Source organism: Tsuneonella amylolytica (assembly GCF_003626915.1).
Classification (GTDB): Bacteria; Pseudomonadota; Alphaproteobacteria; order Sphingomonadales; family Sphingomonadaceae; genus Tsuneonella; species Tsuneonella amylolytica.
On record NZ_CP032570.1, the window covers coordinates 2,325,261 to 2,349,028 of the forward strand.

A 23,768-nucleotide genomic window follows, 5' to 3' on the forward strand; every position below is an offset into this window, starting at 1 on the left:
GCATTGGCGACGGCCCAGTCCGCGCAGCCGGTCGAGCCGGGGCCCGCCGCGCCTGCCGCGCCCGCGGAGGATGTCGCCGCGCTGCCTGTCGCGAACACCTGGCTGGTGGTGTTCGGCATCATGACGGCATCGCTGCTGCAAATCCTCGACACGACCATCGCGAACGTCGCGATCCCGCACATGCAGGCCTCGCTCGGCGCGACCCGCGACGAGGTGAGCTGGGTGTTGACGAGCTATATCGTCGCCAGCGCGGTCGCGATGCCGATCACCGGCTGGCTGGCCGACCGCGTCGGATCGCGCCGCCTGTTCATCTGGTCGACCGCCGGTTTCGTCGTCGCATCGATGATGTGCGGGCTGGCGCAGAACATCACCGAGATGGTGCTGTTCCGCGCGCTGCAAGGCGTGACCGGCGCGTTCATCGGCCCGTTGAGCCAGGCGGCGATGCTCGACGTCAACAAGCCGTCGCGGCAAGCGCAGATGATGGGCGTTTGGGGCATGGGCATCATGCTTGGTCCGATCCTCGGCCCTCTCCTCGGCGGCTGGCTGACCGAAAACTGGAACTGGCGGTGGGTCTTCTACGTCAACGTGCCGCTGGGCGCGATCGCGCTGACGATCCTCATCACCGAGCTTCCTTCGCGCGCGATCCGCATCCGCCGGTTCGACATGTTCGGGTTCGCGATGGTCGCTGTGTTCATCGCCGCGATGCAGATGATGCTCGACCGCGGGACGCAGGAGGACTGGTTCGCCTCGGGCGAGATCTGGATCTATGCCCTGCTGATGGCCTGCTGCGGCTGGATCGGCGCGGTCCACCTCGCCACGAGCCGCAAGGACGCGCTGTTCAACCGGGCCTTGTTCGCCGACCGCAACTTCGTCGTAGCGCTCATCTTCATGGCCGCGATCGGGGTCGCGATGTTCGCCACGATGGCGCTCTTGCCGCCGATGCTGCAGCAACTGTTCGGCTATACCGTCATCGATACCGGCTGGGTGTTGATGCCGCGCGGCGTGGGCACGCTCATCAGCATGCAGATCGCCGGCCAGCTCGCCCGGCGCGGGGTCGATCCGCGTCCGATGGTGTTCATGGGCTTCGTGCTGGCGACATTGTCGTTCTGGCAGATGTCGGGCTGGTCGCTGGGTGTGGACGAGCGCAGCGTGATCATTTCCGGCTTCATCCAGGGCCTCGGCATGGGCCTCGTCTTCATCCCGCTCAACACCGCCGCCTTCGCCACGCTGCCGCAGGAACTGCGGACCGAGGGATCGAGCCTCCTCATCCTCCTGCGTTCACTCGGCGCGTCGATCGGCATTTCGGTCACGACGATGATGCTCGCCCGCAACATCCAGACGAGCCATTCCGATCTCGCCAGCCATGTGACCGCAACGGCCAGCGGCGTGGTGGACGTGTCGACGGTGGACCGGTTCCAGCAGTTAGGCACGACCGCGCTCAGCGTGATCGATGGCGAAATCAACCGGCAGGCGGCGATGATTGCCTACATCGACGATTTCTACCTGATGATGTGGGTGACCGCGGCGGCGCTGCCGTTCATCCTGCTGATGCGCCGACCGCCGCCCCTGTCGCGTCGATGACCTCGCCCGCCAGCTTCTCGCGATAGCTCGGCCAGTCGTGCAGCTGCCAGTCGGGCTCGGGCTGGCGCGCGGCGAGCGCGTCGTCGATCTCCACCTCGTCGAACCCGCATTGCAGCGCGTGGCGGAACTGATCGCTGATCACGTAGCCGCTGGCCCGGAGGCGACCGCGATAGCCCATTTCCCGCAACTGGCGCGCAAGGCTGAACCCGCGTCCGTCGCCGTAAACTGGGAAAGGAATGCGCACGAGCGCGATATCGGCAAACCGCGCGGCCAGGATTTCGGCATCCGCGTCGTTCGGCAAATCGACAGCGAGGCCGGAGCCTGACGGCAGCTCGCCGGCGGGCACGAAGTCCGGGGCGTCGGCGGGGCGGAAGCCCTCGGGGGTCACGATCGGCATCGTCAGATTCCTCCGCCCTGCACGAACTGGCCTTCCACGTAGTGGATGCCGCATTCGGTCTTCTCGCTGTCGCGCCAGCGGCCCGCGCGCGGGTCCTCTCCGGGTGCGACCTTGCTGGTGCACGGTGCGCAGCCGATGCTGGGATACCCTTGCGCGACGAGCGGATGGCGGGGCAGGTTCCGCCGGTCCATGTATTCGGCGATATCGGCCGAGGTCCAGTCGGCGAGCGGGTTCAGCTTGACGCGCCCCGCCTCGTCGATCTCGGACATCTCGAGGCGCGCACGCTCCGCGTTCTGGAAGCGCTTGCGGCCGTTGATCCACGCACCGAACGGCGCCAGCGCCCGTTGCAAAGGCTCGCGCTTGCGCAGATTGCAGCACGCGTCGGTATCGCGCGTGCTCAGCGTGCCGTCGCCGTCGTAGGCTGCCAGCTGCAGCGCGGTCGGGCGCACGACCTGCACGTTTGTCAGCCCCAGCGCCTCGGCCACCTCGCGCTGGTAGGCGATTGTCTCGGAAAACAGCATGCCGGTTTCGTTAAACAGCACCGGCGTCGCCCGGTTGATCCGCGCGACAAGGTCGAGCAGCACGACCGATTCCGCGCCGAAGCTCGATACCATCGCGATGCGTCCGCGATGGTCCCGGCGGATCGCCTGCGACAGGAACGCCAGCGCCTCGGTCTCGAGGTCACGCGGCTCTTCGACCGGAATGCGCTCAGGCCGCATCGGCCGTCTCCTTGGTGGGATAGAGTGCGTCCTTGAACGGGGCGGTGCCCAGCCGGTTCACGACCTTGAGGAACGTCTCCCCCGGCCCCTCGCGCGCATCCAGATACGTCGTAACCAGCCGCTCGATAGCGGGCACGACCTCGTCGGCATCGAACCCGCGACCCAGCCGCTCGCCGATCTTGAGCGTCTCGGTATGGTCGCCGCCGATCGTGATCTGGTAGTTCTCGCGTCCCGCACGGTCGAGGCCGAGGATGCCGATATGCCCGACGTGGTGATGGCCACACGAGTTGATGCAGCCCGAGATCTTGATCTTCATCTCGCCGATCGTCCGGGCATAGGCCGGGTCGGCGAAATGTTGGGCGATGTCCTGCGCGATCGGAATCGAGCGCGCGGTGGCGAGCGCGCAGTAGTCGAGGCCCGGACAGGCGATGATGTCGCCGATCTGGCCCGCATTGGCAGTGGCGAGTTCCACCTCGCGCAATGCCGCGTGGACGGTCGCAAGGTCGCGGCGGGCAACGTGCGGCAGGATGAGGTTCTGTTCGTGGCTGACCCGCAGTTCGTCGTGCGAGTACCGCTCGGCCAGATCGGCGACGACGCGCATCTGGTCGGCGCTCGCATCGCCCGGAATCGCGCCGACGGCCTTAAGGCTGATCGTGACGATGCCGTAGCCCGGAACGCGGTGCTGGGCGACGTTGCTGTCGCACCAGGCGGCGAATTCGGCGTTTTCGGCATACGCTGTGGCGAAATCGGCATCGTGCTGGGCGAATTCCTCGAACGCGGGCGGGGCGAACGCGGCTTCAATCCTCGCGACGACCGCCGGATCGGGCACGAGCGAAGGTCCGCCGCCGAGTTCGAGCAGGCTCGCGAACTCGGTCTCGACCTGTTCGCGGAAGGTATCGAGACCTTCTTCCTTGACGAGGATCTTGATCCGCGCCTTGTACTTGTTGTCGCGCCGACCGTGGAGGTTGTAGACGCGCAGGATCGCCTCGAGATAGGCGAGGAGCTGCACCTTGGGCACGAAGTCGCGGACCACGACGCCGACCACCGGCGTCCGGCCGAGGCCGCCGCCGACGATCACCTCGTAGCCCGGTTCGCCCGCATCGTCGCGCACCATCCGGAGCCCGATGTCGTGCGCCTTGGTCACCGCTCGGTCGTTGGGCGAGCCGGTCACCGCGATCTTGAACTTGCGCGGCAGGAAGGCGAATTCCGGGTGGTCGGTCGACCACTGGCGGATGAGCTCGGCAGTCGGGCGCGGATCCTCGATCTCGTCGGCCGCGGCGCCGGCGAAATGGTCGGCGGTGACGTTGCGGATGCAGTTCCCGCTGGTCTGGATCGCGTGCATCTCGACGTCTGCCAGCGCATCGAGAATGTCTGGCAGGTCGGCGAGCTTGGGCCAGTTGTACTGGATGTTCTGCCGTGTGGTGAAATGGCCGTAACCCTTGTCCCACCGCTCGGCGATCATCGCCAGCTGACGCATTTGGGCGGAACTGAGCGTGCCGTATGGGATGGCCACCCGCAGCATGTAGGCATGCAGCTGAAGATAGATGCCGTTCTGCAGGCGCAGCGGCTTGAACTCGTCCTCGGTCAGCGCGCCCGAGATGCGGCGGGCGACCTGGTCGCGGAAGGTCGCGACCCGCGCCTTAACATAGGCGCGGTCGAACTGGTCGTATTCATACATGGTAGGAGCTTCCGTCGAATTGCTGCGCGTCGTGGGCTGCTTGCCGACCAAGGTCGGGGCGCACGGTCGGCCCCCGGTCGCGGATGATTTCGCGCAGTGCCGTAGGGCGCGGGGCTTCGCCGTCGTCCAGCGCCACGTCGATGAGAGCCACGTCGATAACTTGCGGTTCGCGCGGGGCAGCCGCGATCAACGCCTCCAGTTCGTCCGAGTCGTCCGACACGGCGGCGAGGCTGCGATCGAGGCCCCAGGTGCCGTTGCGTTGGAGATAGACGACCTGCCCGCCCAGCAGGTCGTTGGCGCTCGCGATCTTGGGGCTAGCGGCTTTGGGCATGGGCCGGGTTCCTTTGGCTGGGCTCGGGGCGGGCGGCGTTGCTGCGAACGCTGCGCGGCGCGATGCCGAGATAGAGAATGGCGGGGCCGACGATACCGGCGGCGGCCATCGTTTCGGGAAGGTCGGCCAGTGTCGCGACCGCTTCGCGCCGGTCGGCGCGCGAGATGTTCTCCACCACGGTGACGGGGGTTGCCGGATCGGCGCCGTGCATCAGCAGCCGCCCCTGGATGAAGCGTGCCGCGCGGACGCCCATGTAGACCGCCGCGGTCGCCCCGGGGGCGGCGAGGCCGCGCCAGTCGTGTTCGGCGAACCCGTCGATATCGTGTCCGGTGAGGAACCTAAGGCTCTTGTTCCGCCCGCGCCGGGTGAGCGAAAGGCCGAGCTCCGCCGCCCCGGCGACCGCGGCGGTGATGCCGGGGACGACCTCGAACGGGACGCCGGCTGCGTCCAGCGCCTCGACTTCCTCGTCGAGCCGCCCGTAGACGCCGGGGTCGCCCGATTTCAGGCGGACGACGACATTGCCCGCCTGCGCCTCGGCGACGATAAGCGCGTTGATGTCCTCCTGCTTCCAGCTGGGGCCGAACGGCATCTTGCCCACCGGCAGGAAGCGTGCGTCCCGGCGCGCAAGATCGAGCACTTCGGGTGAAACCAGCCTGTCGTAGACGATCACATCCGCCTCGCGCAGCAGGCGGTGGGCCTTGCGGGTGAGCAATTCGGGATCGCCGGGTCCGGCACCCACCAGCGCCACGCGGCCGGTTACAGGGGCGGTCTCTTCTGCGAGCATCCGGTCGAACGCGCCGATTACCGCATCGCGCCCGCCGCTGCGCCATGCAGTTGTACCTGCGGCGCCGAAGAACCGCGCCCAAAAGGCACGACGGCGCGCGCCCGCGGGCACGGCGGCGGCGCGGCGGCGCAACGTACCGGCAACGCGCGCGAGCGGACCGGTCTCGGCGGGTAGCATGTCCTCGATGTCGGCGCGCAGGCGCGTCGCGAGCATCGGTGCGGTTCCCTCGCTGCCGATCGCCACGATCACCGGATCGCGGTCGACGACTGCGGGGGTGAGGAAATCGCACTCCTCCGGCGCGTCCACCACATTGACCAGTGTGCCATTGGCCCGCGCAACCTCCAGCGCCGCGCGTGTACCGGGATCGGCGGTCTCGTCGGCGAGGTAGATCGCCTTCGCGCCGTCCACGTCCCCTTCGGAAAGCGGCCGGCGGTGGAGCGTCAGCACGCCGCCGGCTTCCCACGCGAGAACGTCGGCTCCCGGCTCGGCATCGAACACCTCGATCGCAGCGGGCGTTTTCAGCAGCAGGCGCAGCTTGGCCACGGCCGCCGGTCCGGAACCGGCCACGACGACGCGGGCACCGTGCATATCGAGGAATACGGGGAGATAGCGCATCGCAGCGATATAGAACCATATCCCATATCCTTCGACCTGACTGGTCAAAGAAGGAAAATTCTCCTAAGAACGGAGGCTCACCGCAACCGCTATCTACAATTCGATCGGAAACCGGAATGCCCGTCAGGATCGATACCCTCGACCGGAAGATCCTCCGCCTGCTGCAACAGGACGCAACGCGCCCGCTCGACGAGATTGCGCAGGAGGTGGGTTCTTCGAAGACCCCCGTCTGGAACCGCATCCGGAAGATGCGCGAAGCTGGCGTCATCGACCGGCAGGTCGCGGTTCTCGATCCGGCCAAAGTCGGGCTGGGAAGCTGTTTTTTCGTACTGGTGCGCACCGCACGGCACGACGCGGAATGGCTCGCATCGTTCACCAGCGCGCTCGAAGCGCGGCCCGAAATCGTCGAGGCGCACCGGCTAGCAGGAGAGATCGACTACCTGATCAAGGTCCGCGTGGCGGACGCGGCGGCATACGACCGGTTCTACCGCGCGCTGATCGAGGACGTGAGCATCTTCAGTGTGACCGCGCTTCTGTCGATGGAAGAGATGATTGCCACCACCGCGCTACCGCTGGGCGAACCGGAGGGCTGAGAACGCAAGAGCCGACGTTCGGGTCGCGAGACATGCGGATTCCTATCGGGCCTGCGGCGCTGGTCTGGCCGATGCCTGAGGCGCCGGCCCCGCCCGGTTGGCCCGCGTGATGCTCCAGACCGTATTCGATACGTCGTCGGCCACCAGCAGTCGCCCGCGCGGAGCGTCGTAAAGCACGCCCACGGGGCGGCCCCGCGCTTCGCCGTCCTTCAGGAAACCGGTGAGGAAGTCGACCGGGTCGCCTGCCGGCCTTCCGCCGCGAAACGGCACGAAGACGACCTTGTAGCCGGACCGGTCGTTGCGGTTCCAGCTACCGTGCTCGCCCACGAAGGCGCCTTCGGCGAACTGCCCGCCCATTCCGCCGTCATTCGTGAAAGTGAGACCCAGCGCGGCAACATGGCTGCCAAGGGCATAATCGGGCTTGATGGCCTTTGCGACCATATCGGGTTTCTGGGGATGGACGCGCGGATCGACGGTCTGGCCGTAATAGCTGTAAGGCCAGCCGTAGAACCCGCCTTCGCGCACCGATGTGAGGTAATCGGGCACGAGTTCGGGGCCCAGTTCGTCACGCTCGTTGACGACCGACCACAGGCGATTGCCCCATGGATCGAACGCAAGCGCGGTGGGGTTGCGGATGCCGCTGGCGAAGATGCGGCTCGAGCCGTCGGCAGGATCGACCTCCCAAATGACCGCGCGATCCTCTTCGGCATCCATCCCGCGTTCGCCCACGTTGCTGTTGGAGCCGATGCCGACGTAGAGCCGGCTGCCATCGGGGCTGGCGGTCAGCGCCTTGGTCCAGTGATGGTTGATCTTCGCAGGGAGGTCGGTGACCTTTTCGCCCGGCGCGGTGATGGCGGTCGCACCCTCGGTATAGGGGAAACGCATTAGGTCCCCCTGGTTGGCGACGTAGATTGCCCCGTTCACGAACGCAAGGCCGTAAGGCGCGTCGAGGCCCGATATGAAAGTGGTCTGGAGATCGGTCCGCCCGTCGCCATCGCTGTCGCGCAGCAGGGTGATGCGATCGCCGCCCTTGACCGGGCTCTTGCCTCGGCTCTTCAGGAAACCCGCGACGATGTCCTTCGGCCGCACCTTGGGCGCGTGGCCGCCAGACCCTTCGGCCACCAGCACGTCGCCGTTGGGCAGCACGAGCATCTGACGGGGGATCTTGAGGTCCTGTGCGATGGGGGTGACTGTGTACCCTTGCGGAACCGTCGGCAGTTCGCCGTTCCAGCCGGTCGGCGGCGCGATGGCGATTGCGGGTATCAGGCTGTCGGCCTGCTTCGGCAGGGTGGGCGACTGGCCGGTCTGGTCGAGCCCCCGGGACGACGGCGAACAGGCTGCGACGAGAGCGATCAGCGGCAGGGCCGCGAGCGACAGGCGGTTCATGTGCGGGTCTCCCGAACTGTGGTTCCGGAATGGAGCAGGAAGGCTGCCACGATGGCGAGGATGGCGCAGACGGCCGACATGACAACACCCGCCGTACCGACCGACGCCCACCCGTCCTTGGAATGCTGGAAGGCGTTGATCACCCCGACCACGAACATCACCGCCACGACGACGAGGTACAATGAGCCCCTCCCCCGGGCCCGGCGTGCTTTACCGAAGAAAAACGACACGAGCGCCCATGCCAGCAGCAATCCCGCGAACAGATCGGCACCGGCTATCAGCCACTGCGAAAAGTTGGTCCACTGGATCACCGACGTACGCAGATACGTGATGTCGGAAATCAGTGCCGCGGGATACAGGGCGACGGGGAAAGCGAGAAGGATCGCGTGGATCGGGCTGGCAAGCGAGGCGGATTTCGCTCCGGGGTCTGGCATCGGAAACTCCGGTTGAGTGAGTACCTACGCAATGAACCCGCGAAGAGCCGGAAAGGTCCGCGCGCGGACGTCAGCCGACCGCGGCGGGAATACTGCCGAAGATTACAGCGACGGCCGCAATGCCGACGGACGAGGCGAAGATACGGCCGGCGCCCTTTCGCGATCGCCACCGCCACAGCAATGCCAGCGCGGCGAGGGCCCCGAGAGTTGCGACGAGGGCGACCAGTCTCGCCGCGTCGTCGCCGGGAAAGATGCTGCTCGATCCCCAGAGGATGGAGAAATGCAGCGCCCAGACGACAAACGCCCATGCCGTGCCCGGCCAGTCGGTCGTTTCGCTGTAATCGTCGGCCATCGCTACGCCCCCGGCACGAACCGCACGATCAGCGCGGTCGCGAAACCCTGCACCGCGACGTAGCCGATGAACCGCGTCACGATGTCGAGCGTGACATTGGCGGGGCCCGACACGAGCCCCCGTCCGCTGCGATAGCCGAGATAGAGGGCCATGATGACCGCGATCGCGGCGCATACGCCTTGGAAGGCGACGAGTGCGAAGACCGTTGCGCCCTGGCCGGTTGCAGAAGGTTCGAGCCCGACGTCGGACCACCCGCTCCAGTCGAGCCATGCGCCCGCAGCCAGCGCAGCGCTGGCAACCGCACCGAGCAGCCAAGGGCCCTGTCCTGGGAACACGCCCTTCGCCGAACGCGCGAGCATCATGCGCGAACCCCGCGCCAGCAGGAATGCGGCGACAGCGGAACCGGTGACCAGAGCGGTCTGCCACAGCGGCGGCGGGGCGATCCATACCTCGGGGTGGATGCCGTAGAGGTAGAGGTAGCCGAACACTGCCATGAAGGCGATCATGCCCATCACCACCATCAGCGTGTTGAGCGCCCACCAGCCGTGGCTGGAAGGGCCGGTGATGGCGACAGGCAGCACGATCCCCGCGCCCACGTCCGCCTCCTCGTGCTTCAGCGGGCGATCGGTCTCCCACAGCCAGCGCAGCACGCAGGCAATGGCGACAACGCCGCAGAACAGCGAGAAGCCGTAGGCCTGCACCGTTAGCGACAGGAAGTGCAGGGCGGTGCCAACCGCGGCCGCCAGCGGCCAGGGCGAGGGGCCGGGCATGATCTGGAGATACTGCGGCTCGGCATTGATCGGGCTGGTGATCAGCGTCTCGCGCAGGCCCGTGGCGCTGCCGGGAAGGAAGTAGCGCCCTTCCTCCACTCGCCGGGCAAGACCGGGATCGTGCCACAGCGGCTCGCGGCTGTTCACGAGCGGGATCGAGCGCGTGGAATAGAGTCCCGTCGGCAGCCATTCCAGCGTGCCGCCGCCATAGACGTTGCCCGCCTCCTCCTCCGCCGAGAAGCGGAAGTTGCGAAAGAGATCGACGATGAACAGCAGCACGCCCGCCGCGATGACGAAGGCGCCGACGGTGGAGACGAGGTTAAGCAGGTCCAGCCCGCGATCGGGCAGATAGGTATAGACCCTGCGCGGCATTCCCATGAGGCCCGTCAGGTGCATCGGCAGGAAGGTCACGTGGATGCCGGCAAAGATCAGCCAGAAGACCCAGCGGCCCACACGCTCGCTCAAGGGCCGCGCGCTCGTCATGCCGAACCAGTAGTAGAACGCGCCGAACATCGGCAGCACCATGCCTCCGATAAGCACGTAGTGGAGATGCGCGACGATGAAGTAGGTGTCGTGCGCCTGCCAGTCGAACGGCACCATGCCCACCATGACGCCCGTTAGCCCGCCCATCACGAAGACCAGCAGCCCGCCGACTACGAACAGCGCAGGCACGGACCAGCGGATCTTTCCGCTCGCCAGCGTGGCGATCCAGCAGAAGACCTGGATGCCGGCGGGAAGGCTCACCGCCATGCTCGCCGCGCTGAAATAGCCGGTGGAGACGCGCGGCATTCCGGTAGCGAACATATGGTGCGCCCACACACCGAAACTGATGAAGCCGGTGGCGATGATCGCCAGCACGTTGAGCCGGTATCCGACCAGCTCGGTGCGCGCAATGGTGGCCACCATCATGCTCATCAAGCCCGCCGCGGGGAGGAAGATGATGTAGACCTCCGGATGGCCGAAGAACCAGAACAGGTGCTGCCACAACAGCGGATCGCCGCCGCGCGTGGGATCGAAGAACGGCCAGTTGAAGGCCCGCTCCAGCTCCAGCAGCAGGGTGCCGAGGATGACGCTCGGGAAAGCGACCACGATCATCACCGCGAAGACCAGCATCGCCCATGCGAACACCGGCATCCGCGACAGCGTCATCCCCGGCGCGCGGGTGCGCAGGACACCAACGATGATCTCGATCGCGCCGGCGATGGCGGAAATCTCGATGAAGCCGATGCCCAGCAGCCAGAAGTCGGTGTTGATTCCGGGGCTGTAGGCGATGGAGGTGAGCGGCGGGTACATGAACCAGCCGCCGTCGGGCGCAAGGCCCACGAACAGCGAACAGAAGAACAGGAGGCCGCCTACGAAATAGGCCCAGAAGGCATAGGCCGACAGACGCGGGAAGGGCAGGTCGCGGGCGGCCAGCATCTGCGGCAGCAGCAGCACCCCGATCGCCTCTACCATGGGCACCGCGAACAGGAACATCATCACCGTGCCGTGCATGGTGAAGAACTGGTTGTAGGTATCGACCGGCAGGAATTCCTGCATCGGCGCGGCCAGCTGCACCCGCATGCCCAGCGACAATACGCCCGCCAGCACGAAGAACAGGAAGGCCGTGCCGACGTAGTAGATGCCGATGTAGTTGTTGTTGACCGCGGTCAGCAGCTGCCAGCCGGTGGGCTTGCACCAGATGCGTTCCAGCTCCTCCAGCTCGCCTTCGGGGCGAGGGCCTTCGGTCGGGAAGCGGTCGTAGAGAGAGTGATCGAAACCCGTCTCGCTCATCGCGGCGTGTCCAGCCAGGCGGCGATGGCCTCAACCTCTTGCGCGGACAGCATGTCGTAGCTCGGCATCCGGTTGCCCGGCTTCACCGCCTGGCTGTCGGTAATCCAGCCCTGCAACGTGCCCCGATTGTTAGGCAGAACCCCCGCTCCCAGGGTAAGCCTGCGCGAGACGTGGGTGAGGTCGGGGCCGGACAAGCCATTCGCCGCAGTGCCCTCTACCCGGTGGCAGGCGGCGCAGCCGTTGGCGAGAAACAGCGCCCCGCCATTGGCGGCGGCCGGAACTGGCCCGGCGGCTGTCCTGCGCTCCAACGCGGGCAGGCTGCCCGGGACCTTCTGCTGTTCGGTGAGCAGCGGCGCGCCGATGCGCTCCCCGCCAAGAAAACGGCGATAGTCCGCATCGTCGTGCGCGGCGACGACGAATCCCATCAGCGCATGCGGCCCTCCGCAGAATTCCGCGCACACGCCGCCGTATCGCCCGGCCTTGTCCGCCTGCACCTTGAGGAGGTTGGTGCGGCCCGGGATCATGTCCTCCTTGCCCGACAGGTTCGGCACCCAGAAGCTGTGGATGACGTCCGCACTCTTCAATTCGAGGACGACCGGGCGGCCCACCGGCAGGTGCAGTTCGTTGGCATCGCGCAGCACGACGCGGCCTGCGGCATCGAGGTATTCGACGTCCCACCACCACATATGCCCCGTCACCCGGATACGCTGTTCGTCGCCGCGAATGGGATCGGTCAGCGAGGCGGTGAGGGTCAGCCCCCAGACCAGCAGCCCGGTCAGCACCACGCCGGGAAAGGCGACGCCCATGATCCAGATCAGCTTCTCCCCGCCCAGTTTCGCCTTCCACTTCGCGGGTCCCGCCAGCGCCACGTACAGCGCCGCCGCCACGATCGCGGTCACGATGGCCCCCATCGCAAACAGCGCCCAGGCAAGCACCGTCACGCTTTCGGCGTATGGACCTGCTGGATCGAGAACGGGCGGCGGCCAGCCCCACCATGCGTCGAAAGCGGTCGAAGCGTCAGTCATCGGAGATACCATAGAGATAGGCGGCGACATCGCGCGCCTCGGATCGGGAAATCGGCATGGCGGGCATCGTGCTGCCGGGCTTGGCGACGGGCGCGTTGCGGACGAACGCGGCGAGGTTGGCCGGCGTGTTGGGGAGCGCGCCGGCGATGGGCCCCCGTCCGTCGAAGGCCGTCAGGTCCGGGCCCGCGCGCCCCTTGGGCCAGTCTATGTCGGGAAATGCGTGACACGCCGCGCACCCCGCCGCGGCCACGACCGTACGGCCACGCTCGATGGCCGCGGGTTCGAAGTCGTGCCGGCCTTCGGGCGGCGGCTTGCATCCTGCCGCGGCGGCTGCCAGCAATACGGCGATGGCGAGCTTCACCCACTGCGGGCGGGCCGGACAGTCAGGAGGTGGGAAACCGGTTCGATGAAGCGATTGTCCTGTCTTGCCGCGCCGTTTTTCGTCCTGACGACAAGCGCGTGCTCCTCGCCCGCGATCACCGCCGATCTGTTCGCTGCGACCGGCGAGACGATCGCTTTCAGCGGCGGTGCGGCCGGGGCGGCGGGAGCGTGCTCCACGTGCCACGGGACGCGCGGAGAGGGCGACGGCAACCTCGCGCCGCGAATCGCGGGGCTCGACCAGGGTTACGCGCTGCGCCAACTCGAACACTTTGCCTCCGGCGCCCGCCGGCACCCCCAGATGCAGTGGATCGCCGGTCGGCTCGATGGAGACGCCCGCGAGAAAGTCACCGCTTACTACGCGCAAATGGACTGGGCTACGCTGGACGCGCTGGAAGGGGCCGCGCCATGTGCGGGGGCGATCCTCTATCACGAGGACCTTCCGCCCAAGGGCGTCGCATCGTGCGCCAGCTGCCACGGCGCCGACGGGCTCGGCAACGCGGGCAATCCGCCGCTTGCGGGGCAGAGTGCGGCGTATCTGGAACGCCAGCTCGATGCGTGGGCGACGGGCGAACGGTACGGCGACGGCGGGGCGGCAATGACAGCCATCAGCCGGTCGCTCCATCCGGCCGATCGGCGAGCGGTGGCGGCGTATGCCGCGAACCCAGCGGGTGCTGGCGATGGTCGGTCAGTTCCGGAAACATGCCTTCGAGCACGTCGTCCCGATCGATGAAATGATGCTTGAGCGCCGCGAGGGCATGCGCGGGGACGAGCAGGGTGAGCAGGATCACCGCAGCGACGTGGACGTCCATCGACCAGTCGAGCACGCGGAACTGCCACGCCCGCGACAGGTCGTAGAACGGCATCGGCGGGACGGGGATGAGACCCGCCAGATATAGCGGACGCGCCGGCTGGATCGCCGACCACATCGCCCAGCCGGACAGTGGCAGGATCGTGAAGAGCGCGTAGAACACGCCGTGTGTCAGATGCGCGATGTTCGAGGGCAGGCCGGGCTTGTCCGCGTCGTTGATCGGACCGGGAACGATCAGGCGCCAGAGCAGCCGCAACACCCCCAGCACGAGCAGCGTGAGCCCGATCTGCGAATGGAGCGCATAGGCAGCCAGCTTCTCGCCCCCGACGAGATAGCGCTGGATCCACCATCCCGTGCCGAGCTGAAAGATCACCACCGCGGCCATGATCCAGTGGAACGCGACGCCCACAGGCGTGTAGCGGCCGCGGCTGCGATAGCGCTGCGCCCATGCCCCCAGCCTGCTCGTCATGCGGCGCGGGGCTGCGGATCCGGGCCGAGGGCCCGCCATAGCCTGGCCGAGGCGAACAGGAGGTAGAAACCGCCGCCGACGACCCACATCACCAGTCCCGCGATTTGCTGATCCTCGAGCGGCGTCAGGCCCCAGGCGGCAATCGTGCCAAAGTGCGGTGCGTAGAGCGCCCGTCCTGCGAAGACGAGCAACGCACCCAAGACGCCCATCTGGACCATCTGCGCCAAAAGGCTCGCTCCCGCCTTCAGCGCGCCCGACCGGCGCACGGCCGCCCACCATGCCGCCGCGCTGGCGGTGATCGTCACCTGCATCGTCCAGAACACCGCATCGTTCGACATGGCCAGTTCGTAGAGAGTCGGCAGGTGCCATGCCCAGAACACCGCCGCCTGGACCAGCGTGGCCGCCCCGAGCGGCAGGGGCGGATAGACCTTCTTGCCGACGGCAGCGACCAGCAGCGGCGCAAGCACGAACGCCAAAGCCAGGTGATGGACCGACCGCGCTACGAACAGCGCCGATCCGAGCGCGCACAGGGGAGTCACGAACAGGATGACCATGGCTCCGACGAAACCGACTTGGCTGCGCATCGTGCGGGGCGAGTATCTCGCTCCCGCGACGATCAAGGCGGCCAGCATCGCCAGCAGAACCGGGTCCCAGTTCCAGTGCATCAGCCAATGCGCCGGGCTTGGCGCCTCCCCGCAATACGGGCTCCAGCTCGTCGCGTGCGCGGTGGGCGTCGTCTCCATCCCCGACTGATTACCCGATGGCGCGCCTCGTTCAATTCCTTCGTCCACGGATTCTGGATCTAACGGGAATATATCCGAGCTACCGTGGAAGGGATTACAATCCTCTCAAGCGCCCTACATCATGGTCCAGATCGGACATCGGCCAACGAAAAGGAAAACGGGTCGAGTTTTCGCAGCTGTGGCTGAAAACCTTGATCCACTGGTCGGGACGAGAGGATTCGAACCTCCGACCCCCACACCCCCAGTGTGATGCGCTACCAGGCTGCGCTACGTCCCGAGACCAGTGGAGCGCGGGCCTATAGGGTCGGGTTTTGGGCATGGCAAGCGCCGAGGCGAGCGTTGCCTCGCGGCCACACGTCCGCCTCGATTGCTCTCGCCCGGCGATGCTGCTAGGCGCGCGGCCATTGCCGGGGGCGGGTTCGCGCCTACCTTCCGCCTATCCTTCCCTTCGTTCGAACGGACCGAACAGACGATGCTCGATATTCTCGCCGCCGCCACCACCGCGGCCGCGCCTCCGGTTTGGATCAGCTGGCTGCCGATCGTCGGCATGATCGCGATCTTCTGGTTCCTGCTGATCCGCCCGCAGATGCGCCAGCAGAAGGCGCACCAGGCCAAGGTCGCGGGACTGAAGCGGGGCGACCAGGTGGTCACCGCCGGCGGTCTCGTCGGCAAGGTCGTGCGGGTGGACGAGCACTACGTCGATCTCGAACTGGCGCAGGGCGTCAAGGTGAAGGCGGTCAAGGCCACCATCGGCGACGTCATCGCGCCGGGCGGCACCGCCGCCGCGAACGACTGACGGCGGAGACCGACACCCCATGCTCGATTTCCCGCGCTGGAAGAAGGTCTGGCTGTGGAGCCTGATCCTCCTCGTCTCGATCGCGTCGCTGCCGTCGATCGCCTCGCTGTCGGGGCTGAACTGGCCCGATGAACTGCCCGATCCGGCGGTCAATCTCGGCCTCGACCTTGCCGGCGGTAGCCACATCCTGCTCGAGGCGGATGCGCGGCAGCTTTCGATCCAGCGGCTCGAAACGATGGAAGAGTCGGTTCGCACCGCGCTGCGGCAGGCGAAGCCCGCTGTCCGTATCGGCGACGTGTCGACGCAGGGCAATCGCCTGAGCTTCATGGTCGAGAGCGCGGCCGACGTCGACCGGGCGCGCGAGGCGATCCTGCCGCTCGTCAACGGCACCGGCATGACCCGCGAATGGTCGCTGAGCGTCATCGACGAGACACGCTTCGTGCTGACCCCGACCGAGCAGGGCAACACCGCCGCGCTCGACCAGGCGATGGACAGCGCCAAGGACGTTATCGACCGCCGCATCAACGCCATCGGCACGCTGGAGCCGACGATCATCCGCCAGGGCGACGACCGCATCGTGGTCCAGGCCCCGGGGCAGGAAGACCCCGAGGCGCTGAAGGCGCTGATCGGCCAGACCGCGAAGCTGGAATTCAAGCTCGTCGACGAGAACGCCCTGCCGAGCGACATCGCCGCAGGCAACGCGCCGGCGGGCAGCCAGATCTTCCCCTTCGCCGACGGTACGCCGCAGGCGGGGCAGGGCATCGCCGTGCGCCGGCTGGGCGGGATCAAGGGCGACAGCCTGACGAACGCGCAGCAGGGTTTCAGCCCGCAGGACAACAGCCCGGTCGTCAACATCACCTTCGACCAGCAGGGCGCGGCCAAGTTCGCCCGCCTGACCACCCAGAACGTCAACAAGCCCTTCGCCATCATCCTCGACGGCAAGGTCCTGTCAGCACCCAACATCAACGAGCCGATCCGCGGCGGTACCGCGCAGATCAGCGGCGGCTTCACCGTCGACGGCGCGAACCAGCTCGCGATCTCGCTGCGTTCGGGCGCGCTTCCTGTCGACCTGAAGGTGATCGAGGAACGGACCGTCGGGCCCGATCTCGGCGCCGATTCGATCCGCAAGGGCCTCGGCGCGATGGCTATCGGCACCGGGCTGATCCTCCTGTTCATGGTCGTCACCTACGGCCGCTTCGGTGTCTACGCGAACCTCGCGCTGGTGCTGAACGTGCTGATGATCCTGGGCATCATGGCGGCCTTCAACGCCACGCTGACGCTGCCCGGCCTTGCCGGTTTCGTGCTGACCATCGGTGCGGCGGTGGACGCCAACGTGCTCATCAACGAACGCATCCGCGAGGAACGACGACGTGGGCGAAGCGTGGTGGCTGCGGTGGAAACCGGCTACAAGGAAGCCAGCCGCGCCATCTACGACGCGAACATCACCAACGTCATCGCCGCGACGCTGCTGTTTCTGTTCGGGCAGGGCCCGGTGAAGGGTTTTGCCGTCGTCCTCGTCATTGGTGTGATCACCTCGATGTTCACCGCCGTCACCATCACCCGCATGTGGGTCGCCGGTTGGCTCCGCCGCACGCGCCCGACCGACATCAATATCTGAGGAGGGCGCGGACATGAAACTGCTCAAACTCGTTCCCGACAACACCAACATCCACTTCCTGGGATGGCGGGTGCCGTTCTTCGTCGTCTCGGCATTGCTGATCGTGGCAAGCTGGGGCCTGGTGCTGACGCAGGGCCTCAACCTCGGGGTCGATTTCGTCGGCGGACAGATGATCCGCGTGACGTTCGTGGGCAAGGCCGACGCGCCGGTCGGTGCGATGCGGACCGAGATCGAACGGCTCGGCTACGGCGACCCCATCATCCAGCGCTTCGGTCAGCCCAACGAGGCCTCGATCCGGATGAAGCTGCCGGAAGGGTCCGACGCGCGCCCCGATCTCGCGAACACGATGGCGGAACGGATTACATCCGCGCTCAAGGCCGCGCATCCCGAGGTGCGAATCGACGGCGTCGATTCGGTTTCGGGCAAGGTATCGGGCGAACTGTTCCGCACCGGCCTGCTGTCGCTGCTGGCGGCGATGGTTGCGATCTCGATCTACATCTGGATCCGGTTCGAATGGCAGTTCGGTGCGGGCGCATTGCTGGCGCTGTTCCACGACGTGTCGCTGACTCTGGGGTTTTTCGCGCTGACCCAGCTCGAATTCGACCTCAACATCGTGGCCGCGATCCTGACCATCATCGGCTATTCGCTCAACGACACGATCGTCGTCTACGACCGCATCCGCGAAAACCTGAAGAAATATCGCAAGATGCCGCTGCCCGAACTGCTCGACCTGTCGGTCAACGAGACGCTGGCGCGCACCGTGATGACCTCGCTGACCCTGCTGGTCGCGCTGGTCCCGCTGGTGCTCTTCGGGCCGGCCAGCCTGTTCGGCATGGCTGCGGGGATCACGCTCGGCATCTTCGTCGGCACCTACAGCTCGATCTACATGTCGGCGCCGCTGCTGGTCTGGTTCGGGGTGCGGGGCGACAGCTTCGTTCCGGCCGAAACCAAGGTGGACCGGGCCGAACAGATTGCCCGCGGCGAAGCCTGATGGGGGCGGCTCAGCCCGGCAGGGTTTCGTAATAGGCAGCCAGCGCGGCGGCGTTGCTCTGCCAGCTGAACCGGTCCGCCATCGCCGCCGTCGCCTGCCGTAGCGGGGGGTCGGAAATCACCAGCCCCACGCCTTCCGCGATCGCGGCGGGGGTGCGCTCGACAATCACGCCAGCTTCGGGAGCGGTTACGACCTCGCGTGCGCCGCCGGCATCCGTGATGACCAGCGGCGTGCCGCAGGCGAGAGCTTCCACCCATGCGTTGGCAAGGCCCTCGCTCGCCGAAGGCAGGACCATCGCATCGGCCGCCGACAGCACGAGCGGCAGAAGATCGTGGTCGAGGCTGCCGAGGAAATGCACCCGCCCGGCAACGCCCCGTTCGGCGGCGAGGGACCGTAAAGCCGCCTCGTCGTCACCCCGGCCGACCAGGACCAGCTGCGTATCGGGGGGCAGGCCGTCCAGCGCCTCGATCACCAGTCGCTGCCCCTTGCGCGGGATGAGTGCGCCCACCGTAGCGAGCACCGGGGCATTGTCGGGCAGGCCGATCGCAAGTTCTCGCGACAGGCGGCGGCGGAGCTGGGTATGCTGGAGGGGGCGGAAGCGATCCCGGTCGAGCCCGGTGTAGTGAAGCGCGATCTTGTCGGCGGGCAGGCCCAGTGCGGCCATGTCTTCGGCGAGCGCGCCGCATACCGCGAGGAGGCCCGCTGCCTGCTTTCCGGCGGCCAGGATCTGCGGCCGGGTGTCGGCGCGGGCGCCCCAGTAATGGATGTCCGCCCCGCGTGCCTTGATCGACAGCGGCAGGCCGAGGTCGGTAGCTACGCGGGCGGCAGCGGGCCCGTCGGGATAGAAGAACTGCGCGTCGACGACATCGAACGGCGTTTCGGCATGGAGGCGGCGGGCGAGCGGCAAGATTTTGCGCACGATGAGCCCCGGATTGTACCGGGCGCCGAACCGGGGGATCGTGCGGAAAGTCGGGCGGTGCACCGCAACGCCGTTCTCCATCCCTCCGGTCGCGGCCTCGCGCGCGGCCTTGTACCGGCCCAGCGCCACGGGGGGCAGGGCGATCGGGTTGATCACGGTCACCGCCCAGTCGCCGCGTTTCGCCAACGCTTCGAGACTGCGCGCGACGAAAGTGCCGAAGCGCGGGTTCGCCGCGTTGGGATAGAGCGTGGAGATCGAAAGCGCGCGGCGCATCGCTCGGTCCCTACAGCTTGCGCACGAGCATTTCGGCGACTGCGATCCACGCCGGATCGTCGACCACCTGCTGCTTCTGCCCGGCGCCCACCGGCAGTACGCCGAAGCGTCCGCCCTGCCGGTCGATCAGCCTGCCGAACGCGAACCGCCCGCCCTTGCGCGGGACGAGGACATCGCGGTTGATCGCCTGCCCGGCGTTCGCAGGCGCGATCTGGCGAAGCCATAGCTGGTCGCCCGCCCGGTATTCGCCCGCGCTGGTCTCGATCGACAGCACGACGCGGATCTCGTCGCCGCCGAGTTCGGTCGGCAGCAGCGCATCGCGCGGGGCTGCGAGCGCATCCGGCCCGCCGTCGCCCAAAGTCGCGACGATCTGCGCGCGGGCGTTCGCCTCGGCACGGATTAGCGTTTCCGGATCGACGCCGAGCGCGGATGCGATGCGGTCCATCCATCTGATCGACAGGTTGCGCATCCCGGTTTCCAGCCGGCCGATGGTTTGCGGCGTCGTCGGCGGGTCGCACGCCTCGGCGAGTTCGGCGAGAGTCATGTTCTTTTCGCGGCGAATGTCGCGAATGCGGTTGATCATCGGGCACCTGTAACCAAATCGGTTTTCTCTTTCCTACAGGTAATCCGCTTTGGCAAGACAGGTTTCGTAGCCGAGGAGAACACGATGCGCGAACTGGTTGAACGCGAACTCACCCCCGAGGGTCCCCGCCGCTGCGGCGGAGTCGGGAAGGGCGGGCGTTCGGTGACGGTCAACCTCGCCGGATCCCCGATCGCATGGCTCCATGCCCGCGGCCATCTCGACGACCGCCTGTTCGATGCGGGCGAGCGCCTGCGCGCCGATTACGAACGGGCGCAGATGGCCCCCAGTGTCACGATGCGGTGGGACCCGGTGCGGGTGAGGACGACGGGCGATGCCGGCCTCACGCCGGGCGAAAGGCAGATCGCCGCTAAGGCGCGGTTCGACGGCGCGCTAGCCGCGGCGGGGCGCGGGCTCGAGGACGTGTTGTGGCGGGTCGTGTGCGCCGGCGAGAGCCTGCCCGACGCCGAACGTTCGCTCGCGTGGCCCGCGCGGAGCGGCAAGCTGGTGCTCCGCCTCGCGCTCGACCGGGTGGCCGAGTTCTATCGCATTTCCTGATCCCGCCGGGCCGCTGCGTCGAGCGCGGCCATGCGCCGCGCGGCGGCGATCGTCTGGATCATGAACACCGCGACCATCACGATCGCCGCCGCCCCGAAGATGTAGTCGAACGGTCCGAGCCCGGCGAACCAGCGCGCGTCGGGGCCGACGATCCACATCGCGATCGTCAGCGCGATCAGAATCAGGCGCAGCTCCGTCGGCCCGGCGCCGAGGTGCGACATGGGGAATTCGCCCGCGACCTTGGCCATGATGAACGTGTGCGCCATGAGCATGAAATAGGCCGCCGTCGTCAGCAGCGCGACCTCCGCTTCTACGTACGGGCTGAAACCGATGCCGACGAACATCACGAGCGCGCCGAACACGTCGGCACTGTGATCGACGAGGTAGCCGTAGCGAGGCCGCTCGATCCGCCGGAACCGCGCGATCGACCCGTCGAGCGAGTCTCCGAACCAGTGGACGACATAGCCACCGATAGAAAGCGCGAGCCAGCCAACCGCGAACGTGCTCATCGCATAGCCGAAGCCGATGCACAGCGTGGCGAGGATCGCCAGCCCGGTCAGCCCGTCGGGCGTCACCCAGGCCGGAAGCCGCGGGCAGATCCACGCCAGCAACCGCTTCTCGCTGGCGGCAAGAAGGTTCTGCTGGATGCGCTTTGGCGGCGGTGACACTTTTGTCATCGACCCGCCCCTGCGCCCTGCAGGCCTCATGGGCAAGGGGTTTGACGCCGGAACCCGCGCCGCCCCTCGCGGCTTGGTCCTTCGAAAGGACCTGTCATGAAGCTTTACTATTCCCCCGGCGCCTGCAGCCTCGCCAGCCACATCGCCCTCATCGAAGGCGACGCCGACTACGAGGCGGTGAAGGTCGACCTGAAAGCGCACAAGACCGAATCCGGCGAGGACTACTACGCCATCAGTCCGCGCGGATATGTCCCCGCCATCGAGACCGAGGACATGGGCCTCGTGACCGAGAACCCGGCGGTGCTGCCCTATATCGCGCAGCAGACCGCGCGCCTGCCGCAGGGCAAGGACATGTTTCGCCTGCTCGAGTGGATCGGCTTCGTCGGTACCGAGATCCACACAGGCTATGGCCCGCTGTTCGGCGGCGCGGGCGACGACGAGCAGGCCGAGGCGAAGGAGAGCCTGGCGAAAACCTATCGCCTGGCGGACCGGCTGATGGACGGCAACGATTGGCTGGTGGGAGACGCGCCGACGGTGGCCGACAACTACCTGTTCGTAACGCTGCTGTGGGCCGACAAGTTCGGCATCGAGGTCCCCGAATCGCTCGCCGACTACCGCAAGCGCAACCTGGAACGCCCGGCGGTCAGGCAGGCGATGAAGGACGAGGGATTGAGCTAGCCCTCGACCGCCTCGGCGAGTTCCAGCCAGCGTTCCTCGGCCGCGTCCTTTTCGGCCCGGGCATTGGCCACGCCCTGGCTGATGTTGGCGAACCGCTGCGGGTCGCTGGTGTAGAGCGCAGGGTCGGCGAGGATGTCTTCGCCCTTCGCAATGGCCCGCTCCAGTTCCTCGATCCGGGCCGGCAGCAGTTCGTAGTCGCGCTGGTCCTTGTAGCTGAGCTTCGCCGCGCGCGGGGGCGGCGGGGGAGGGGGCGGCGGCGCGGCATCCGCCCGCGCGGACCTCGCCGCCGGCGCGTGCCGTTCGCGGCGGCGGGCCACCCAGTCCTCGTATCCGCCGGCGACCACGTCCACCGTCCCGCTGCCGTCGAGCCCAAGCGTGACGGTGACAGTCCGGTCGAGGAAGTCGCGATCGTGGCTGACGATGAGGACGGTGCCGTCGTAGTCGGCGATCACTTCCTGCAGCAGGTCGAGCGTTTCGAGGTCGAGATCGTTGGTCGGCTCGTCGAGCACGAGGAGGTTCGACTTGCGCGCGAATTCGCGGGCCAGCAGCAGCCGGCTGCGCTCCCCGCCCGACAGCGTGCCGACCTTCGCATCGACGATGGCGGGGTCGAACAGGAACTCCTTGAGATAGCCTTGCACATGCTTCTTGCCGTCGCCGACCTCGATCCAGTCGCCGCCTTCGGCCACCACATCCCGAACGCTCTTTTCAGGCGACAGCAGGCTGCGCTGCTGGTCGATCATCACACCGGTCAGCTTCTGCGAGATGTCGATGGTGCCGCTGTCTGGTTCGAGCCCGCCGGTCAACATACGTAGCAACGTCGTCTTGCCGGCGCCGTTCGAGCCGACGATGCCGATCCGGTCCCCGCGCTGGATGCGCAGCGAGAAATCGCGGATGATCTTCCGGTCGCCGAAGCTTTTGGACACCTTGTCGGCGACGATGACCGACTTCGACTTGAACTCGGTCTCGGTCGCGAGCTGGAGCTTGGCGGCACCCTGCGGGCCCATCATCGAAGCGCGCTGGGCGCGCATCTGCCACAGCTTTTCCAGACGGCCCTGGTTGCGCTTGCGCCGCGCGGTGACGCCGCGTTCCAGCCAGTGCGCCTCGATCTTCAGCTTCGCGTCGAGCCGTTCGGCGTTGCGCGCTTCTTCGGCGTATACCTGTTCTTCCCACGCCTCGTACCCGCCGAATCCGACATCCTTGCGCCGCATCGCGCCGCGGTCGAGCCACATCGTGGTCGTGGTGAGGCGCTTGAGGAACGTGCGGTCGTGGCTGATGACCACGAAGGCGCCCTTGTACCGGCTCAGCCAGTCCTCCAGCCAGTCGATCGCGCCGATGTCGAGGTGGTTGGTCGGCTCGTCCATCAGCAGCAGGTCGGGATCCTGCGCCAGCGCGCGGGCGATGGCCGCCCGGCGCTTCTCGCCGCCGCTGGCGGTCGACGCTTCGCGTGCCATGTCGATGCCGAGCTGGCCGGCGATCGCCTCCACCTCGTGCACCGCAGGCGCATGCTCCCCCGAAAGCGCCCAGTCCATCAGAGTCGCATGGCCGGCGAGATCGGGCTCCTGTTCCAGCAGCACGATGCGGGTGCCGGGCTTGACCTTGCGCAGGCCGCGGTCGGCCTCGATCCGGTCGTCGATCAGCTTGAACAGCGTCGTCTTGCCCGCTCCGTTGCGGCCGATCAGCGCGATGCGGTCGCGCGGTCCGATGTGGAGGTCGAGGTCGCTGAACAGCCAGCGCCCGCCCTGTTGCAGGCCCAGGCCTTCCCAGCTGAGGATCGGAGGTTGTGCCATGGCGGGCGCGGCCTAGCCGCACCGGGTTGGCGGAACAAGTCGGTTCACCGGG

24 protein-coding genes, 1 tRNA gene and 1 pseudogene are annotated in these 23,768 nt (G+C 67.2%); 8 read left to right on the forward strand and 18 right to left on the reverse strand.

The features are described 5' to 3' along the window. Positions 1 to 3: 3 nt before the first annotated feature. A complete protein-coding gene (locus tag D4766_RS11380; protein WP_267896425.1) occupies positions 4 to 1,581 on the forward strand; it encodes a DHA2 family efflux MFS transporter permease subunit in 1,578 nt (525 codons plus the stop codon). Here the strand turns inward: D4766_RS11380 and D4766_RS11385 are convergent. Genes D4766_RS11385 through cysG form a run of 5 tightly spaced genes read right to left on the reverse strand, consistent with a single transcriptional unit; the run spans position 1,538 to position 6,105 of the window. Continuing rightward, positions 1,538 to 1,978: a DUF934 domain-containing protein gene (locus D4766_RS11385; protein WP_120717553.1), complete on the reverse strand. Its 441-nt coding sequence runs from the start codon at positions 1,976 to 1,978 to the stop codon at positions 1,538 to 1,540. The genes D4766_RS11380 and D4766_RS11385 overlap by 44 nt on opposite strands. 2 nt (positions 1,979 to 1,980) lie before the next feature. Next, positions 1,981 to 2,697 (reverse strand): phosphoadenylyl-sulfate reductase, encoded by a 717-nt coding sequence (locus D4766_RS11390; protein WP_120717554.1) that lies wholly within the window; start codon positions 2,695 to 2,697, stop codon positions 1,981 to 1,983. Then, entirely contained in the window at positions 2,687 to 4,375 is a 1,689-nt protein-coding gene (locus tag D4766_RS11395) for a nitrite/sulfite reductase (RefSeq protein WP_120717555.1), read from the reverse strand. The genes D4766_RS11390 and D4766_RS11395 overlap by 11 nt, the downstream gene beginning before the upstream one ends. Next, positions 4,368 to 4,706 carry a DUF2849 domain-containing protein gene (locus D4766_RS11400; protein ID WP_120717556.1) on the reverse strand — a complete coding sequence of 113 codons (339 nt, stop codon included), beginning with the start codon at positions 4,704 to 4,706 and terminating at the stop codon, positions 4,368 to 4,370. The genes D4766_RS11395 and D4766_RS11400 overlap by 8 nt, the downstream gene beginning before the upstream one ends. Then, positions 4,690 to 6,105, reverse strand: coding sequence for a siroheme synthase CysG (gene cysG / locus D4766_RS11405; protein ID WP_120718205.1), 1,416 nt, complete (start codon positions 6,103 to 6,105; stop codon positions 4,690 to 4,692). Before cysG ends, D4766_RS11400 begins: the two co-directional genes overlap by 17 nt. Before the next feature lie 116 nt (positions 6,106 to 6,221). Between cysG and D4766_RS11410 the strand changes: the two genes are divergently transcribed. Beyond that, positions 6,222 to 6,698: an Lrp/AsnC family transcriptional regulator gene (locus D4766_RS11410; RefSeq protein ID WP_120717557.1), complete on the forward strand. Its 477-nt coding sequence runs from the start codon at positions 6,222 to 6,224 to the stop codon at positions 6,696 to 6,698. Positions 6,699 to 6,740: 42 nt separating this feature from the next. On the opposite strand, the gene D4766_RS11415 is transcribed toward D4766_RS11410, so the two are convergent. From D4766_RS11415 to D4766_RS11440, 6 genes are all read right to left on the reverse strand, one after another. Next, positions 6,741 to 8,084: a PQQ-dependent sugar dehydrogenase gene (locus D4766_RS11415; protein ID WP_120717558.1), complete on the reverse strand. Its 1,344-nt coding sequence runs from the start codon at positions 8,082 to 8,084 to the stop codon at positions 6,741 to 6,743. Further along, entirely contained in the window at positions 8,081 to 8,518 is a 438-nt protein-coding gene (locus D4766_RS11420; RefSeq protein WP_120717559.1) for a DUF2231 domain-containing protein, read from the reverse strand. The genes D4766_RS11415 and D4766_RS11420 overlap by 4 nt, the downstream gene beginning before the upstream one ends. A 70-nt stretch (positions 8,519 to 8,588) precedes the next feature. Beyond that, the gene (locus D4766_RS11425) at positions 8,589 to 8,870 is read right to left on the reverse strand and encodes a hypothetical protein (protein ID WP_120717560.1); all 282 of its coding nucleotides are present in this window, start codon (positions 8,868 to 8,870) and stop codon (positions 8,589 to 8,591) included. 2 nt (positions 8,871 to 8,872) lie between these two features. After that, the gene (locus tag D4766_RS11430; protein WP_120717561.1) at positions 8,873 to 11,413 is read right to left on the reverse strand and encodes a cbb3-type cytochrome c oxidase subunit I; all 2,541 of its coding nucleotides are present in this window, start codon (positions 11,411 to 11,413) and stop codon (positions 8,873 to 8,875) included. Next, positions 11,410 to 12,438, reverse strand: coding sequence for a cytochrome c oxidase subunit II (locus tag D4766_RS11435; protein ID WP_199798087.1), 1,029 nt, complete (start codon positions 12,436 to 12,438; stop codon positions 11,410 to 11,412). Before D4766_RS11435 ends, D4766_RS11430 begins: the two co-directional genes overlap by 4 nt. After that, positions 12,431 to 12,799 carry a c-type cytochrome gene (locus D4766_RS11440; protein WP_120717563.1) on the reverse strand — a complete coding sequence of 123 codons (369 nt, stop codon included), beginning with the start codon at positions 12,797 to 12,799 and terminating at the stop codon, positions 12,431 to 12,433. The genes D4766_RS11435 and D4766_RS11440 overlap by 8 nt, the downstream gene beginning before the upstream one ends. Before the next feature lie 384 nt (positions 12,800 to 13,183). Here D4766_RS11440 and D4766_RS14245 point away from each other — a divergent pair. Then, positions 13,184 to 13,411, forward strand: a pseudogene (locus tag D4766_RS14245) (c-type cytochrome); the annotation flags it as partial. A 13-nt stretch (positions 13,412 to 13,424) separates the two neighbouring features. Here D4766_RS14245 and D4766_RS11450 read toward each other — a convergent pair. From D4766_RS11450 to D4766_RS11460, 3 genes are all read right to left on the reverse strand, one after another. Further along, on the reverse strand, positions 13,425 to 14,096 hold the full coding sequence (locus tag D4766_RS11450; protein WP_234024796.1) for a cytochrome b: 672 nt from the start codon (positions 14,094 to 14,096) through the stop codon (positions 13,425 to 13,427). Then, entirely contained in the window at positions 14,093 to 14,839 is a 747-nt protein-coding gene (locus D4766_RS11455) for a cytochrome c oxidase assembly protein (RefSeq protein ID WP_120717565.1), read from the reverse strand. The genes D4766_RS11450 and D4766_RS11455 overlap by 4 nt, the downstream gene beginning before the upstream one ends. A gap of 200 nt (positions 14,840 to 15,039) precedes the next feature. After that, positions 15,040 to 15,116 (reverse strand) — tRNA-Pro (locus D4766_RS11460). 195 nt (positions 15,117 to 15,311) lie between these two features. Between D4766_RS11460 and yajC the strand changes: the two genes are divergently transcribed. The 3 genes from yajC to secF are packed head-to-tail and all read left to right on the forward strand — an operon-like array spanning position 15,312 to position 18,244. Further along, positions 15,312 to 15,635, forward strand: coding sequence for a preprotein translocase subunit YajC (yajC, locus tag D4766_RS11465; RefSeq protein WP_120718206.1), 324 nt, complete (start codon positions 15,312 to 15,314; stop codon positions 15,633 to 15,635). A gap of 19 nt (positions 15,636 to 15,654) precedes the next feature. After that, positions 15,655 to 17,253, forward strand: a complete 1,599-nt coding sequence (gene secD, locus D4766_RS11470) for a protein translocase subunit SecD (protein ID WP_120717566.1) — start codon at positions 15,655 to 15,657, stop codon at positions 17,251 to 17,253. Positions 17,254 to 17,266: 13 nt separating this feature from the next. After that, positions 17,267 to 18,244: a protein translocase subunit SecF gene (secF, locus tag D4766_RS11475; RefSeq protein ID WP_120717567.1), complete on the forward strand. Its 978-nt coding sequence runs from the start codon at positions 17,267 to 17,269 to the stop codon at positions 18,242 to 18,244. Positions 18,245 to 18,254: 10 nt separating this feature from the next. Here secF and D4766_RS11480 read toward each other — a convergent pair whose 3' ends face one another. Both D4766_RS11480 and D4766_RS11485 read right to left on the reverse strand, forming a co-directional pair. Then, positions 18,255 to 19,436: a glycosyltransferase gene (locus tag D4766_RS11480; protein ID WP_120717568.1), complete on the reverse strand. Its 1,182-nt coding sequence runs from the start codon at positions 19,434 to 19,436 to the stop codon at positions 18,255 to 18,257. 10 nt (positions 19,437 to 19,446) lie between these two features. Continuing rightward, entirely contained in the window at positions 19,447 to 20,019 is a 573-nt protein-coding gene (locus D4766_RS11485; protein ID WP_120717569.1) for a helix-turn-helix domain-containing protein, read from the reverse strand. An 84-nt stretch (positions 20,020 to 20,103) separates the two neighbouring features. Between D4766_RS11485 and D4766_RS11490 the strand changes: the two genes are divergently transcribed. Then, complete coding sequence (locus tag D4766_RS11490; protein WP_120717570.1) at positions 20,104 to 20,574, forward strand: DUF6456 domain-containing protein; 471 nt, start codon at positions 20,104 to 20,106, stop codon at positions 20,572 to 20,574. Here D4766_RS11490 and D4766_RS11495 read toward each other — a convergent pair. After that, positions 20,559 to 21,251 (reverse strand): CDP-alcohol phosphatidyltransferase family protein, encoded by a 693-nt coding sequence (locus tag D4766_RS11495; RefSeq protein ID WP_120717571.1) that lies wholly within the window; start codon positions 21,249 to 21,251, stop codon positions 20,559 to 20,561. The genes D4766_RS11490 and D4766_RS11495 overlap by 16 nt on opposite strands. Before the next feature lie 96 nt (positions 21,252 to 21,347). Between D4766_RS11495 and D4766_RS11500 the strand changes: the two genes are divergently transcribed. Further along, positions 21,348 to 21,929 (forward strand): glutathione binding-like protein, encoded by a 582-nt coding sequence (locus D4766_RS11500; protein WP_120717572.1) that lies wholly within the window; start codon positions 21,348 to 21,350, stop codon positions 21,927 to 21,929. Here the strand turns inward: D4766_RS11500 and D4766_RS11505 are convergent. Continuing rightward, positions 21,926 to 23,716: an ABC-F family ATP-binding cassette domain-containing protein gene (locus D4766_RS11505; RefSeq protein ID WP_120717573.1), complete on the reverse strand. Its 1,791-nt coding sequence runs from the start codon at positions 23,714 to 23,716 to the stop codon at positions 21,926 to 21,928. The two genes, D4766_RS11500 and D4766_RS11505, sit on opposite strands and share 4 nt — an antisense overlap. Positions 23,717 to 23,768: the final 52 nt, after the last annotated feature.

Excerpts from the sequence above, each read along its gene's own strand:
- D4766_RS11385 (WP_120717553.1), bottom strand. The coding sequence starts at position 1,978 with ATGCCGATCGTGACCCCCGAGGGCTTCCGCCCCGCCGACGCCCCGGAC.
- D4766_RS11390 (WP_120717554.1), bottom strand. The coding sequence starts at position 2,697 with ATGCGGCCTGAGCGCATTCCGGTCGAAGAGCCGCGTGACCTCGAGACC.
- D4766_RS11395 (WP_120717555.1), bottom strand. The coding sequence starts at position 4,375 with ATGTATGAATACGACCAGTTCGACCGCGCCTATGTTAAGGCGCGGGTC.
- D4766_RS11400 (WP_120717556.1), bottom strand. The coding sequence starts at position 4,706 with ATGCCCAAAGCCGCTAGCCCCAAGATCGCGAGCGCCAACGACCTGCTG.
- cysG (WP_120718205.1), bottom strand. The coding sequence starts at position 6,105 with ATGCGCTATCTCCCCGTATTCCTCGATATGCACGGTGCCCGCGTCGTC.
- D4766_RS11410 (WP_120717557.1), top strand. The coding sequence starts at position 6,222 with ATGCCCGTCAGGATCGATACCCTCGACCGGAAGATCCTCCGCCTGCTG.
- D4766_RS11415 (WP_120717558.1), bottom strand. The coding sequence starts at position 8,084 with ATGAACCGCCTGTCGCTCGCGGCCCTGCCGCTGATCGCTCTCGTCGCA.
- D4766_RS11420 (WP_120717559.1), bottom strand. The coding sequence starts at position 8,518 with ATGCCAGACCCCGGAGCGAAATCCGCCTCGCTTGCCAGCCCGATCCAC.
- D4766_RS11425 (WP_120717560.1), bottom strand. The coding sequence starts at position 8,870 with ATGGCCGACGATTACAGCGAAACGACCGACTGGCCGGGCACGGCATGG.
- D4766_RS11430 (WP_120717561.1), bottom strand. The coding sequence starts at position 11,413 with ATGAGCGAGACGGGTTTCGATCACTCTCTCTACGACCGCTTCCCGACC.
- D4766_RS11435 (WP_199798087.1), bottom strand. The coding sequence starts at position 12,438 with ATGACTGACGCTTCGACCGCTTTCGACGCATGGTGGGGCTGGCCGCCG.
- D4766_RS11450 (WP_234024796.1), bottom strand. The coding sequence starts at position 14,096 with ATGACGAGCAGGCTGGGGGCATGGGCGCAGCGCTATCGCAGCCGCGGC.
- D4766_RS11455 (WP_120717565.1), bottom strand. The coding sequence starts at position 14,839 with ATGGAGACGACGCCCACCGCGCACGCGACGAGCTGGAGCCCGTATTGC.
- yajC (WP_120718206.1), top strand. The coding sequence starts at position 15,312 with ATGCTCGATATTCTCGCCGCCGCCACCACCGCGGCCGCGCCTCCGGTT.
- secD (WP_120717566.1), top strand. The coding sequence starts at position 15,655 with ATGCTCGATTTCCCGCGCTGGAAGAAGGTCTGGCTGTGGAGCCTGATC.
- secF (WP_120717567.1), top strand. The coding sequence starts at position 17,267 with ATGAAACTGCTCAAACTCGTTCCCGACAACACCAACATCCACTTCCTG.
- D4766_RS11480 (WP_120717568.1), bottom strand. The coding sequence starts at position 19,436 with ATGCGCCGCGCGCTTTCGATCTCCACGCTCTATCCCAACGCGGCGAAC.
- D4766_RS11485 (WP_120717569.1), bottom strand. The coding sequence starts at position 20,019 with ATGATCAACCGCATTCGCGACATTCGCCGCGAAAAGAACATGACTCTC.
- D4766_RS11490 (WP_120717570.1), top strand. The coding sequence starts at position 20,104 with ATGCGCGAACTGGTTGAACGCGAACTCACCCCCGAGGGTCCCCGCCGC.
- D4766_RS11495 (WP_120717571.1), bottom strand. The coding sequence starts at position 21,251 with ATGACAAAAGTGTCACCGCCGCCAAAGCGCATCCAGCAGAACCTTCTT.
- D4766_RS11500 (WP_120717572.1), top strand. The coding sequence starts at position 21,348 with ATGAAGCTTTACTATTCCCCCGGCGCCTGCAGCCTCGCCAGCCACATC.
- D4766_RS11505 (WP_120717573.1), bottom strand. The coding sequence starts at position 23,716 with ATGGCACAACCTCCGATCCTCAGCTGGGAAGGCCTGGGCCTGCAACAG.